This is a genomic window from Metabacillus herbersteinensis (assembly GCF_042433335.1).
Classification (GTDB): domain Bacteria; phylum Bacillota; class Bacilli; order Bacillales; family Bacillaceae; genus Metabacillus; species Metabacillus herbersteinensis.
The window spans coordinates 13,247-27,099 of the sequence record NZ_JBHLVO010000001.1; the positions used below are offsets into that span (position 1 = coordinate 13,247).

Genomic DNA, 13,853 nt, shown 5'->3' on the forward strand with positions numbered 1-13,853 from the left:
TTTTATAAAGTGTAAATTAGCAGACAATAAGACTATATGACAACCATTTAAGTTCATTAAATGATTAGTGTCCACCCAAATACGCATTTTTCAACTGATCACTTGCTGTTAACTCGTCGGAAGATCCTGATAAGACAATTTGACCAGTCTCGATAACATAAGCTCTATCTGCTATAGATAGTGCCATATTTGCATTTTGTTCCACCAGTAAGATCGTTGTACCTGACTGATTAATCTCCTGAATAATCTTAAAAATGGTCTTAACTAAAAGTGGTGCCAAACCCATTGATGGCTCATCCAAAATAAGTAGGCGCGGACGCGCCATTAACGCACGCCCCATCGCTAGCATCTGCTGCTCTCCACCAGAAAGAGTTCCTGATTGCTGCTTTGCTCTTTCCTTAAGACGCGGAAACAGTTGAAATACTTTTTCAAAATCATCACGAATTCCGGCCTTATCGGTTCTTATAAATGCTCCTAATTCAAGATTCTCTTCTACCGACATATTGGCAAAAACTCTTCTTCCCTCTGGAACATGAGAGATTCCTTGTTTTACGATTGTCTGAGCAGCTTTGCCAGAAATGGACTGATTTTCATATAAAATGTCACCTTTTTTTGGTTTGAGGAGACCTGAAATAGATTTTAGTAAAGTACTCTTCCCTGCCCCATTCGCACCAATTAGAGTAACAATTTCACCTTGTTTAATTTCAATTGAAACACTCTTAAGTGCTTGTATATTTCCATAGTATACATCAATATTCTTAACCTCTAACATTACGAAACCTCCTCGCCAAGATAAGCTTCAATCACTTTCGGGTTGTTTCGAATCTCTTCTGGCGAACCTTGAGCTATTAGTTGTCCATGATCGAGTACATAGATGCGTTCACAAACGCCCATTACAAGAGGCATATCATGTTCAATTAGCAAAACAGTTAAATTAAACTTCTTCCGAATAAATCCTATGAGATTCATCAGGTCATGTGTTTCTTGAGGATTCATTCCGGCTGCTGGCTCATCAAGCAACAGTAGTTTTGGGTTTGAAGCAAGCGCACGTGCAATCTCTAAGCGACGCTGTTGTCCGTATGGTAAGTTTTTAGCTTTTTCATGAAGATAAGGTTCTAGCTTAAATATTTCCAAAAATTCAATCGCCTTTTCTTCCATCTCTCTTTCACCAGAGAAAAAAGAGGGTAAACGAAGAATTGAACTAACCATCGAGTGTTTAGCAAGAGAGTGATAAGCCACCTTTACATTATCGAGTACCGAAAGTTCATTAAATAGCCTGATATTTTGAAACGTCCGACTTATCCCTTTTCGAGTAATTCTATAAGGTGCAAGACCATTTAGCTTCTCGCCACCTAGTGCGATGACTCCTTCGGTAGGTTCATATACTCCTGTTAACAAGTTAAAAAAAGTTGTTTTCCCTGCTCCATTTGGACCAATAAGTCCCACAAGTTCACCAGAGTTTAGCTCGATATTAACATCAGATACAGCCTTCAAACCACCGAACTGAATTCCGATTGAATCTACTTTAAGCAACGGTGTTTTTGTTGTCATTCCCTTTACCTCCTCCAAAACCCTTTCCCTTTCCAAAAAACGAGCTCGATTCTCTTGTACCCATTAAGCCTTTTGGACGATACAGCATGACAATGATAAGCACGAGGCTATAAATAATCATCCTCGTCTCAGGATAATCTTGTAAGAACGTAGATATGACGGTTAATAAGATAGCAGCAAGGACAGCACCTGAAAGACTGCCCAGTCCACCAAGAACAACATAAATTAAAATATCAAAAGATTTTAAAAACCCAAAGTTTGTTGGCTGAATAATATAAAAGTTATGTGCATACAGTCCACCTGCAACTCCTGCAAAAAAAGAACCGATGGCGAATGCAGCAACTTTATAATAGGTTGTATTAATACCCATTGCATCTGAGGCAATCTCATTTTCCCTTATTGACAAACAAGCTCGTCCATGTGTTGAATTAGTGAAATTCACAATTACAAGGATCGTGATAAGAAGACAAGCAAATACCCATGGCCATGACGTTAAATTAGATACCTGCATCCCACTTGCACCACCGACGTACTCAAAGTTTAAGAATACGATTCGAACAATTTCACCAAAACCTAGGGTAGCAATTGCTAAGTAATCGCCTCTAAGTCGTAAACTGGGAATACCGATCAATAATCCAGTAACAGCAGCTGCAACTCCCGCAACTACAAGTGCCAGGCCAAAAGGCATCTGCAATTTCATCGTAATAATTGCCGAGGCATAGGCACCTACTGCAAGAAATCCGGCATGACCTATTGAAAACTGGCCTGTGATTCCTATTATGAGATGAAGACTCACAGCCAAAATAATATTAATAGCGATTGTATAAAGGGTATTTGTATAAAATGGATTAAGCATCCCCGAGGAAATAGCTACTTGAAACCCGATAAATATAGCTAGTGCACCTAAAATAGAAATCCAAAATCCTTTAGCTTTTTTAATGGTTGTCATCATTGAATCCCCCACTATACTTTTTCTTTCACGTTTTTGCCAAATAGTCCTGACGGTTTAAAAATAAGAATAAGTATAAGTACGATAAACACCACTCCGTCACGCCATAAAGAAAAGCCAAAACCACTAACAAGACCTTCAATGACCCCAAGCAAAAGACCACCCACCATTGCACCAGGAATAATTCCAATTCCACCAAGGACAGCTGCAACAAAAGCCTTTAAGCCAGGAATGATCCCCATCAATGGCTCAATTTTGGTATAATATGTACCAAAGATTACTCCAGCTGCTCCAGCTAATGCCGATCCAATCGCGAACGTTGCTGAGATTGTATTATCAACATTTATACCCATTAACTTTGCTGCTTCCGTGTCATATGAAACCGCTCTCATTGCTTTTCCGATCTTTGTTTTATGAACGATAATCTGTAATAGCATCATTAGAATTAGAGAAACTGCTAATATCAATAATGACTGACTCCCAATCGATAGTCCAAAGATATTAATGGTTTCAGATGGCAATACATTAGAAGGATATGCCTCAGGTTGTGCACCACGAATGTAGATTGTTCCGTACTCAATAAAAAATGAAACACCGATCGCCGTAATTAGAGCTGCGATCCTAGTCGCATTTCTTAAAGGTTTATAGGCAATTCTCTCAATTAAGACACCGAATATCGCACAAACGGCCATGGATATAAGTAAGGCTGGGAAGAAACCTAATTCAAGAATTGTAATCGAATAGAACCCAATAAATGCTCCTACCATAAAAACGTCACCATGTGCAAAGTTAATCAATTTTACTATTCCATATACCATCGTGTATCCAAGTGCAATCAATGCATAAATACTTCCTAAAGAAATTCCATTAATCAATTGTTGAATAATTTCCATTTTCAAAGACCCCTTTGAAAGTGCTATTTTAGTCTCAAAAGCTCAGGGAGCCTTGATCAGCCTCAGGCATAGCATAAGACGATTAATAAATAGAAGGCGGTTTTTTGCCTTCAATTTATAATCGTCTTATGACCTCAGGCGGGCTAGGCGCTGGAGCTGGATGTCGAGCACATACTTATCTTAACGTTTATATTTTATGGTGAATTTTATAAAAGGGGGCATTGCCCCCTTTAGGTAGAAATTTTCCTATGTTTGTTTAAGGAGCAACTGTAGATTTAAACTCTTGGGTTCCATTTATATACTCTAGGATTGAAGCTGATTTAATTGGATCATGATTTTCATCAAGAGTTAAATTACCTGATACAAGCGCAAGATCTTCGGTTGCTGCAAGTGCTTCTTGAATTTTTTCTGGATCTGCACTACCCGCACGTTCGATTGCATCAGCAAGGAAATAAGCAGTATCATAACCTAATGCATTAAACGCGTCAGGAGATTTATCATCATACTTCGCTTTAAAAGCTTTTACGAAATCTTGAATTTTTGGATCTGTGTCGCCAGAAGAATAATGATTTGTAATGAATGTATTGTTTAATGGGTCAGCACCAGCAATTTCTGCAAGTTTTGGAGAGTCCCAACCGTCTCCACCCATAAACGCAACATCAATGCCTACTTCACGTGCTTGCTTCAGGATCAAGCCAACTTCTTCATAATATCCTGGAAGAAATACAAAGTCTGGATTCGCTGATTTAATTCGAGTAAGCGTCGCTCTAAAGTCGGTATCCTTTGCTACATATGCTTCTTCAGCAACAATTGCACCACCCTTTGCTTCGAACGCTTCTTTAAATGAAGCTGCTAGACCTTTCGCATAGTCACTTGAACTATCAATTAGGACAGCTGCATTTTTTACTTTTAAATCATCAGACGCAAAGTTCGCAGCTACAGTCCCTTGGAAAGGATCGATGAAACATGTTCTAAAAATAAAATCGTTAAGCTTACCATCTTGATTTGTAATCGCTGGGTTTGTACCCGTTGGTGTTATTAAAGGGATTTTGCTGTCTTGCGCAACTTGAACCTGTGCAATTGTATTCGTACTTGTAGCAGCACCGATCACTGCCACAACTTTGTCTTGGTTAATTAGTTTAATGGCACCACTCGTTGCTTCAGCTGCGTCGGATTTATTATCTACCTTAACAAGTTCAATCTTCTTACCGTCAATACCCTCTTTATTAATTTCCTCTAAAGCTAATTCAAGGCCTTCAGCAATAGATTGCCCATAGGATGCAACCCCTCCTGATAGCTCAAGATTTGCTCCAACCTTAATTGTATCCCCGCTACTACCTGACCCACTACTTTTTTCCCCACCGCTACAACCTACAATTAAAGTGGTTGATAGCATAAGAGACAATAATACACCCGATAACTTTTTCTTTTTCATTGTACGACCCCCATTTTCAACTTTTGAAGAAATTTCCCCTTGTCCACTCTAATGATTGAATATTATTAATTTTTTAACAAAATATAATATTCTGAAATTATTGTATAAGATTCTAGGTCATTCGTCTATACATTTTTTTTCAGCTATAATTAACCACCTATAACAAAGTCTGCAAAACTGAATTTTTACTTTGTTTCATGGTTTTTTATGCATAAAAAAAAGGACTAAACCTCAGGTTATAAGAGGTTTAGTCCTTAAGTTTTGAAGTATATTAGAATTATTTTTCCATCCATTCCGTATGGAAAATACCTTCTTTATCAATACGTTGGTACGTATGTGCACCAAAGTAATCTCGTTGAGCTTGTAAGAGGTTCGCAGGAAGCGTTTCTGATCGGTAGCTATCGAAATATGCTAGTGCGCTTGAGAAGCATGGCACTGGAACTCCTCGTTCAATTGCAACGGAAAGGATTTGGCGAAGTGCCCCTTGATAGCCTTCAACTATTTCTTTGAAATAAGGATCAAGTAACAAGTTATTTAGCTTTCCATCGCGGTCATAAGCTTCTTTGATTTTTTGAAGGAATGCAGCACGGATAATACATCCGCCACGGAAAATCATAGCAATATCTCCGTATTTAAGATCCCAATTATATTCATCAGAGGCCGCTCTCATTTGAGCAAACCCTTGTGCGTATGAACAAATTTTACTCATGTATAAAGCTTTTCGAATCGCTTCAATAAGCTCGTCTTTATTTCCTTCGTAGGCTTTCACACTTGGGCCTTTTAGAATTTTGCTTGCATTTTGACGTTCTTCTTTCATTGCAGAAATAAAACGTGCAAAAACGGACTCCGTAATAATTGGGAGTGGTACACCTAAGTCTAATGCACTTTGACTTGTCCATTTCCCAGTTCCTTTTTGTCCAGCAGTATCTAGGATTAAATCAACAAGCGGTTTACCTGTTTCATCGTCTTTCTTCTTAAAAATATCAGCAGTGATTTCGATCAAGTAGCTATCAAGCTCACCTTTATTCCATTCGGCGAATACTTGATGAAGTTCATCGGCACTAAGACCCAGAACATTTTTCATGATAAAGTATGCCTCGGAAATTAATTGCATGTCTCCGTATTCAATACCGTTATGAACCATTTTCACGTAGTGACCTGCTCCATTTGGACCGATGTACGTACAACATGGATCACCATCAACTTTTGCAGAAATGGCTTCTAAAATTGGACGAACAAGTTCGAATGCTTCTTTTTGACCACCAGGCATAATTGAAGGTCCTTTTAAAGCCCCTTCTTCCCCACCAGAGACACCTGTTCCGATAAAGTGTATGCCACTTTCAGCAAGATCTTTGTTACGTCGTTGTGTGTCAGTAAACAATGTGTTTCCACCATCAATTAAAATATCACCCTTATCAAGGTGTGGAAGTAATTGTTCAATTGTAGCGTCAGTAGGTGAACCAGCTTTCACCATTAACAAAATTTTTCTTGGTGTTTCTAACGATTGAACGAATTCTTCAACACTATATGTACCTACAACATTTTTCTCTTTTGCTTCTGTTATAAATTCTTCTGTTTTATCAGATGAGCGATTAAAAACAGAAATGCTAAACCCACGACTTTCAATATTAAGTGCTAAATTTTTCCCTATAACGGCTAACCCAATTACACCTATTTGTTGTTTTGACATCTTTCTACGTCCCTTCTAGTGCCTTATGTATTAAGCATTTCGCTTTAAGCTTAATAAACACATAACAATCTTTGGTTTAACAAACTAGTTAGTCTTCTAATGATTACAACCTTGAAAATACCATACTTTTCTGCTACTTTTCAAGTAACTTACTCATTGCAACCGCTTACTCTTGTAAAAAGTCTTTATTAAAGCTCGTACCAGCTGTATTATCGTCTTTACTTCCCCCTTTCATTCCGCGCTTGATGACCTTACTTCCGTACTTTTCATTAAGCTTATCGATTAATTTTAAGATTGGTTCGTGTTTTGCTTCTGTTTCAAACGAAAATAAATCGAGTTGTTTGACTGCTTCTTCTTTTTCAACTAAGTCTTGACCAGTAATTCCTAATAATCGTATGGGTTCTTCATTCCAGTGTGAGTAAAAAAGTTGCTTCGCGTACTCATAAATATCTTCTTTCTCACCCACAGGGTTTGCGAGCTTTTTACTTCGCGTAATCGTTCGTAAATCTGCGTAACGAATCGTTACAAACAATTTTGTCGCCACTACATCTTTCCGTTTCAGGCGCGTGCTTACGGAGTGTGCGAGCTTATTCAACACATCATTTAACTGCTTTTCATCTGTCGTATCTTTAGGTAATGTTGAAGAATTCCCAATACTTTTAAAGTCATAAATTGAATCGGGATTTACTGGCCGATCGTCTAATCCATTTGCTCGTTTTTTTAGTCGTTCTCCATTAATTCCTAATAGCTTTTTTAATTGAACATGATTTCCTTGAGCTAAGTCTTGAATCGTATGAATGTTAATTGTGTTTAATTTTTCAGCTGTTTTTTCCCCAACACCATGCATTTCTCCTACTGGAAGCGGCCATAACGTAGTAGATAGCTCACGTAATCTTAAAACCGTGATACCTAGAGGTTTCTTCATGTTCGAGGCCATCTTTGCTAAAAATTTATTGGGGGCAACTCCGATGCTACATGGGAGAGTTAACTCTTCTAATAGTCTTGTTTGAATCGATTTAGAGATTTCCAAAGGTTGAGAGTACTTATATTCAGTTAAGTCCATATAACCCTCATCGATTGACACCGGTTCTACTAGTGGAGTGTATTCGCGAAGAATATCAAACATCGCCATAGATGCTTTTCGGTATCGATCAAAAGTGGGCCTCATCACGATCAATTGCGGACATAACTTTCGAGCTTGCCAAAGAGGCATTGTCGTTTTCACACCCATCGCTCGTGCCTCATAGCTACAAGTTACAATAATGCCCTTTCGTTCTTCAACGTTCCCAGCAATCGCAAGCGGTTTCCCCCGAAGTTTTGGATCGTACGCCATTTCGACTGATGCATAAAAACTGTTCATATCAACATGAAGAATAATCCGTCCACCACGATTTTCATTCATTATCCGACCACCACATTTGATTTCTTTATACTAGTTTACCATTGATCGCTATAAATCTAAAAGTTAACAACAGAAATTGTTTTGAACTATAAACTTTAACGTAAAAAAACAACAGTCACTAGTTTAATTAGTGACTGCCGATTTCTTCTTTTACTAGAGTTAGATCCAAGCTCTCAATTAATAGTGTCGGATTCAAAATAGTAATTAAGCGTTCATTGACACTAGCTACTCCTGCAAAATACTTTACAGTTTGAAATGCACCAAAGGAAATTGATTTTAATTGATCTTTCTGAATGTCCAGAATTTCTTTTGCTTCTTGTACAATGAGTGCGATAGATAACAGATCTGTTTGAATAACAATAAGTTTTGTCTCGTTCATTATTTCTGTGTTTTGCTGGTAAAAGACATAACCTACATCTACAACGGGAATTAGCTCTCCTCTAACTTTTACAACGCCTCTCATATAGATAGGCATAGTAGGAATAGGTTTAACGTCTATCATTTTTTCAATTGAAATCACATGCTGAATTGGCAACCCATATTCTTCAGTACCAGCTCTGAAAACAACGACTTTTGATGCGTTCATCTATATCCCTCCTAGTCTGTACGATCTAAGACTATCATACTATTAAAATTAAAGATGGAAAAGAAAAAAAGTATTCGGTAGAGAACGAAAAGGGGTTCTCGTGCAATTACTCGAATTCTCGTGCATTTATCTCGGTTCTCCTGCAATTATAGCGGTTCTCCTTAAATAAAAAGAACGAGAAGCAATACAATGCCCCTCGTCCAATGCTCTATTCTCCTGCCACTTCTTTAACGATCGAAACCACTAGCTCAGCGGTTTTCACAAGCTCTTCTACTGGCATTCTTTCGTTTGTGGTATGAATCTCTTCATAGCCAACTGCTAAATTTACAGTTGGAATTCCAAAGCCGGCTATAACGTTTGCGTCACTTCCGCCTCCACTTGTGAGAAGCTCGCTATCGCGTCCGATTTTTGATGCTGCGCGTTTCGCGATTTGTACAACATGATCTTCTGCAGTGAATTTAAATCCGGGATACATCACATCAACTACAACTTCAGCACGTCCACCCATTTCAGCAGCAACTGTTTCAAAAGCATCTTTCATTTTTTGAACTTGCTGCTCCATTTTTTCAGGAATCAATGAGCGAGCTTCCGCTAAAATATCTACACGGTCACATACGATATTTGTTTGTGATCCACCTTCGAAGCGACCAATATTCGCTGTCGTTTCGTGATCTATACGTCCTAGAGGCATTTTTGCGACTGCTTTTGCAGCAATAGTGATGGCAGATACTCCTTTTTCTGGAGCAACACCGGCATGAGCCGTTTTTCCATAAATCGTTGTTTTCACTTTTGCTTGAGTTGGGGCTGCAAGAATAATATTGCCGACTTTACCGTCACTATCCAGTGCATAGCCAAATTTTGCTGATATTAACTTAGGATCGAGAGCTTTTGCACCTACAAGTCCTGATTCCTCACCTACCGTGATAACAAATTCAACTTTACCATGTGCGATGTTGTTCTCTTTTAATACTTTTATCGCTTCTAGCATTGCAGCTAAACCTGTTTTGTCATCCGCTCCTAAAATCGTCGTGCCATCAGTGATTACATAGCCATTTTCTACTGTTGGTTTCACTCCGTTTGCAGGAACAACTGTGTCCATATGCGAAGTAAAGTAAATGGTATCAATGCTATCTTTCGTTGCTTCCAATGTACAAACTAGGTTTCCAGCGCCATGTCCGGTAACATTTGTTGTATCATCTTCTACTACTGAAACACCTAATGAAGAGAACTTTTCTTTTAAGACCTTTGCAATTTCAGCCTCGAATCTCGTTTCTGAATCAACTTGTACTAACTCTAAAAATTCTGCAAGTATACGTTCTTGATTGATCATTGTATGCCTCCTGTAGTAATCTGATTTTTAAAATTATAGAGGAATATTTCCGTGTCTTTTCTTAGGTCGATGTTCTTTTTTCGTTCTAAGCATTTCGAGAGCTTGAATTAATTTAATACGTGTCTCCCTGGGGTCGATGACATCATCTACCATACCTTGACTAGCAGCAACATAAGGATTTGCGAATTTTTTACGGTATTCCTCAATTTTGTTTGCTCTTGTTTCTTCTGGATTTGGACTGTTTTGAATTTCCTTGGCAAAGATAATATTTGCGGCTCCCTGTGGACCCATAACAGCGATTTCAGCATTTGGCCAAGCAAAAACGAGATCTGCACCAATTGATTTACTGTTTAAGGCAACATAGGCCCCACCATATGCTTTTCTTAGAATCACTGTCAGTTTTGGCACGGTCGCTTCTGAATATGCATAAAGGATTTTCGCGCCATGACGGATGATTCCACCATGCTCTTGTTTTACTCCAGGGAAAAAGCCTGTAACATCTTCAAATGTGATTAATGGAATTTGAAAGGAATCACAGAAGCGTATGAAACGTGCGGCTTTATCTGATGAATCTATATCAAGTCCACCTGCCATATATTTTGGTTGATTGCAGATCAATCCAACAACTTCCCCTTTTATACGAGCCAGTCCGATTACGATATTTTTTGCAAAGTCTTTTTGTACTTCATAAAAAGAATCGGAATCAACAACTTGTTCAATAACAACTCTCACATCATATGGGCGAATCGCATCAAATGGAATAAGATCTGTTAAGTCAGGACGGTAATCATCAGATTCTGGATATTCTATTATAGGAGCTTTCTCCTCATTATTTTGTGGTAAATAGCTTAATAGTTCTCGAACCGAGGTGAGAACTTCTTGTTCGGTTGAGCCCGAAAAATGAGCATTACCACTTATTGAATTATGTACAGCTGCCCCACCTAAATCTTCGGAGCTAATTTTTTCTCCTGTTACCGTCTCAATCACTTTTGGTCCTGTAATAAACATTTGACTTGTTTTTTCAACCATGAATACAAAATCTGTGATCGCAGGTGAATAGACTGCTCCACCAGCACAAGGACCGAGAATAACAGAAATCTGTGGAATGACCCCTGAATAGATGGAATTTCGGTAGAAAATTTGACCGTATCCATCTAATGATAGCACACCCTCTTGAATCCTCGCACCTCCTGAGTCGTTTAAGCCAATGAAAGGAGTACCGTTTTTCGCTGCTAAATCCATCACTGCTGCAATTTTCCGAGCATGCATTTCACCTAACGCACCGCCAAAAACTGTAAAGTCTTGAGAAAATAAGTAAATCGGTCTCCCATTCACTTTTCCGTAGCCTGTAACAACACCTTCTCCTGGTCCTTCTTTTCCATCAAGTCCAAAATCTGTACATCTATGCTCGATAAATGGATTCAACTCAACAAATGTTCCTTCATCCACCAGTAGCGAGATTCGTTCTCTGGCAGTTAGCTTTCCTTTTTCGTGTTGTTTTTCGATTTTTTCGTCTCCACCACCAAGTTCTACTTCACGTTTACGATCATATAATTCGTCTATTTTTTGATAGATATCAGTCACTTTTCTCACCTCTTTGTTTTTCACAAAATTCATATAAAACACCACTCGTTGATTTTGGATGTAAAAATGCGATATTTGCTTGTGCGGCTCCAACTCTTGGTTTTTCATCTATTAAAGCGATTCCTTTGTTCTTCAACTCTTCTAAGCGTTCTTCAATATTATTTACGGCGAGAGCGACATGATGGAGACCTTCTCCTCTTTTATCGATAAATTTCGCGACAGAACTTTCCTCTGAAGTAGGCTCTAGAAGTTCAATTTTAGTGTCTCCCACCTTTATAAATGCGACTCTCACATGCTGTGACGAAACTTCTTCTATGCCTTCTAAAGTTAGATTTAAGGTTTCAATATAAAATGGTAAAGCCTTTTCAATTGAACGAACAGCGATTCCAATGTGATCTACCTTTTTAACCATCATCATCTCCCTCTCTTGTTGTATCAGAATTTATATAATTCTAGGAATCAGTTTGCGTTTCGCAAGTCCAGCTCCGACGCACAGGACGTGCAAGTGCAGTTACAGCGACAGGACGTCGCGGTTGTAACTGCCTTATGCTATGCCTAAGGCTGACCAAGGCGCTTGCGCTTTTTTTGTAAGCGGTATCACCAACATGCATAATTTCTATATTACCTTCTCGGATTCCTGCTTTTTCAACAATTTTCTCGAAATATGAATTCTTTTTCTTCTTGTCACTCTATCAAAATACAGTTAAAATAGAAATGAGTCATTGATAATCACTAAAATGAGATGCAGGAATTTTCGAGCATCCTTTAATAGGAGTGAACAAAATGTCACGCAAAGTGCAAAAGGCTGTTGTTTATTTAATGATCGGCGTTATGCTCATTACAACATTGCTCGCAGGAGCTTCAATGTGGTTTTAATAGTAATAAAATAGAAAAGGTGATTCCGTTAGTTGGAATCACCTTTTTTTACTACTCCTTCTTCTATCGCGATATCTTCAAGCGGTTTTTCAGATTTCAAAATTCGGATTTTTGTCCCGACTGGTAGATGTTCGAATAACTCTTCTACTTCCTCATTATGCATTCTAACGCATCCTTGCGTCATATAGTATCCAATTGAATTTTCATTATTTGTGCCATGAATACCATAGGTTCGTCCATCTGTATCCAAAGCATTAAAGCCGATCCACCGAGTCCCAAGTGGATTTTTCGGATCTCCACCTGGGATATCTTTTTTCCGATAGTAGGGGTCTATTGCTTTTACAGTGATTGAAAATTCTCCTTCTGGTGTAAGTGTCTCGGTCTGACCTGTTGCGACGGGGTATTCTCTTATAATTTCCCCATTGTCAATATAAGCAAGTCTATTTGTTTGCTTATTTATGATCACATAGGGGTCTCCTACCAACGGGTTTTGGCCTAGTGGCCATATAGGCGATGAAATTAAAAAGATTGTAAGCAGTAGTAGCTTCATCTCAGGTCAACTTCCTTTTTTCCTTAGTATGACCAGATGGAGTATTAACATGCTACTGTTTAATCCCTTTGAATTGGCTTTTTATAATAAGATATTGTTCCATTTCCTTTACAAAGTGAAGTAGCGCTGCTCTTGCTTCAAATTCTTCCCTTGTTTGCGGCAAATCCATCTCTTGAAATTCCTTTTTCATCTCTAGTAGCTTTACTAAAAATTTATGAGCCGTGTTTCCAGGATGAATACCCTGACTTAAATCATGAACAAACTCAGCGATCATTTGGCTTTGTTCAATTGTAATTTCTACCGAGGTGACAATTGGAAGAACTCTTTCAATAATTTCAAACTGTTTTTCTCTCATTTTAAAATAGTGATAATAAGAATTTTCATGCCTCAAAAAATGATTTTCTACGTCTCGAAAAGCAAGTGTTTTCGCTTCACTTAGTAGGTCGGCCGTTTTTGTTATTTCCTTTCCATCCCAGTTACTGCCACTAGAAAGGAGATAGGATTCAATTTCTTGAAAAATCGCAGCAAAGTTTTCTTCAATTTTACATTGATACTCCTTCAGCTTTTTATCAACACTTGGCATATACAAGTTCATCACTAAAGCAACCCCAATACCAGTAGCAACAAGGGCTAACTCGTTCAAAACAAGACTCCAAGTGATATGTTCTGAGGTGTAGAGATGCAAAATAATAACTGAGCTTGTCACGATTCCTTCCGTTGTCTTTACCATCACCGTAGTAGGGATAAAGAACAGAAGAACTAGCCCTATCACAATGGGATGGTAGGTAATCCCTTCGAAAAATATGTATGAAAATACAATTGCAATTGAACATGCTAGGAAACGTGACCATGATGTTTGTAAGGACTTTTTCTTTGTTACTTGGATGCAAAGAATAGTCAGTATACCTGCTGACGCAAAATTCTCTAGTTGGAAAAACTGTGCTAGCATGATCGCAATTGCTGCCCCTAACGCCGTCTTCACCGTGCGATAACCAATTTTAAACATA

The 13,853-nt window shown here is 38.4% G+C and carries 14 protein-coding genes; 1 reads left to right on the forward strand and 13 read right to left on the reverse strand.

Annotation, left to right across the window (positions count from 1 at the left end; all coding sequences use genetic code 11):
* Positions 1-64: 64 nt before the first annotated feature.
* The 11 genes from ACFFIX_RS00060 to mce all read right to left on the reverse strand — a co-directional run bounded on the left by ACFFIX_RS00060 (position 65) and on the right by mce (position 11,835).
* Positions 65-772, reverse strand: coding sequence for an ABC transporter ATP-binding protein (locus ACFFIX_RS00060; RefSeq protein WP_378929168.1), 708 nt, complete (start codon positions 770-772; stop codon positions 65-67).
* Positions 772-1,551: an ABC transporter ATP-binding protein gene (locus tag ACFFIX_RS00065; protein WP_378929170.1), complete on the reverse strand. Its 780-nt coding sequence runs from the start codon at positions 1,549-1,551 to the stop codon at positions 772-774. Before ACFFIX_RS00065 ends, ACFFIX_RS00060 begins: the two co-directional genes overlap by 1 nt.
* A complete protein-coding gene (locus tag ACFFIX_RS00070) occupies positions 1,526-2,500 on the reverse strand; it encodes a branched-chain amino acid ABC transporter permease (protein WP_378929173.1) in 975 nt (324 codons plus the stop codon). The genes ACFFIX_RS00065 and ACFFIX_RS00070 overlap by 26 nt, the downstream gene beginning before the upstream one ends.
* Positions 2,501-2,514: 14 nt before the next feature.
* The gene (locus ACFFIX_RS00075) at positions 2,515-3,393 is read right to left on the reverse strand and encodes a branched-chain amino acid ABC transporter permease (protein ID WP_378929176.1); all 879 of its coding nucleotides are present in this window, start codon (positions 3,391-3,393) and stop codon (positions 2,515-2,517) included.
* Between the two features lie 256 nt (positions 3,394-3,649).
* On the reverse strand, positions 3,650-4,828 hold the full coding sequence (locus ACFFIX_RS00080) for an ABC transporter substrate-binding protein (protein WP_378929178.1): 1,179 nt from the start codon (positions 4,826-4,828) through the stop codon (positions 3,650-3,652).
* 277 nt (positions 4,829-5,105) lie between these two features.
* Positions 5,106-6,518, reverse strand: a complete 1,413-nt coding sequence (gnd, locus tag ACFFIX_RS00085) for an NADP-dependent phosphogluconate dehydrogenase (protein WP_378929181.1) — start codon at positions 6,516-6,518, stop codon at positions 5,106-5,108.
* Positions 6,519-6,684: 166 nt separating this feature from the next.
* The gene (locus ACFFIX_RS00090; RefSeq protein ID WP_378929183.1) at positions 6,685-7,920 is read right to left on the reverse strand and encodes a DNA polymerase IV; all 1,236 of its coding nucleotides are present in this window, start codon (positions 7,918-7,920) and stop codon (positions 6,685-6,687) included.
* 127 nt (positions 7,921-8,047) lie between these two features.
* Positions 8,048-8,506: a chemotaxis protein CheW gene (locus ACFFIX_RS00095; RefSeq protein WP_378929185.1), complete on the reverse strand. Its 459-nt coding sequence runs from the start codon at positions 8,504-8,506 to the stop codon at positions 8,048-8,050.
* Positions 8,507-8,714: 208 nt separating this feature from the next.
* Positions 8,715-9,836 (reverse strand): M20/M25/M40 family metallo-hydrolase, encoded by a 1,122-nt coding sequence (locus ACFFIX_RS00100; protein ID WP_378929187.1) that lies wholly within the window; start codon positions 9,834-9,836, stop codon positions 8,715-8,717.
* A gap of 33 nt (positions 9,837-9,869) precedes the next feature.
* Positions 9,870-11,420, reverse strand: coding sequence for an acyl-CoA carboxylase subunit beta (locus tag ACFFIX_RS00105; protein ID WP_378929189.1), 1,551 nt, complete (start codon positions 11,418-11,420; stop codon positions 9,870-9,872).
* Complete coding sequence (mce, locus tag ACFFIX_RS00110) at positions 11,413-11,835, reverse strand: methylmalonyl-CoA epimerase (RefSeq protein ID WP_378929191.1); 423 nt, start codon at positions 11,833-11,835, stop codon at positions 11,413-11,415. Before mce ends, ACFFIX_RS00105 begins: the two co-directional genes overlap by 8 nt.
* Before the next feature lie 368 nt (positions 11,836-12,203).
* Here mce and prli42 point away from each other — a divergent pair, with 368 nt between their 5' ends.
* On the forward strand, positions 12,204-12,296 hold the full coding sequence (prli42, locus tag ACFFIX_RS00115; protein ID WP_378929193.1) for a stressosome-associated protein Prli42: 93 nt from the start codon (positions 12,204-12,206) through the stop codon (positions 12,294-12,296).
* A 28-nt stretch (positions 12,297-12,324) separates the two neighbouring features.
* Here the strand turns inward: prli42 and ACFFIX_RS00120 are convergent, their stop codons facing one another.
* Together ACFFIX_RS00120 and ACFFIX_RS00125 are read right to left on the reverse strand one after the other, a co-directional pair.
* Complete coding sequence (locus ACFFIX_RS00120) at positions 12,325-12,846, reverse strand: L,D-transpeptidase (protein WP_378929195.1); 522 nt, start codon at positions 12,844-12,846, stop codon at positions 12,325-12,327.
* A gap of 52 nt (positions 12,847-12,898) precedes the next feature.
* The gene (locus ACFFIX_RS00125; RefSeq protein WP_378929198.1) at positions 12,899-13,852 is read right to left on the reverse strand and encodes an aromatic acid exporter family protein; all 954 of its coding nucleotides are present in this window, start codon (positions 13,850-13,852) and stop codon (positions 12,899-12,901) included.
* Between the last annotated feature and the right edge of the window lies 1 nt (position 13,853).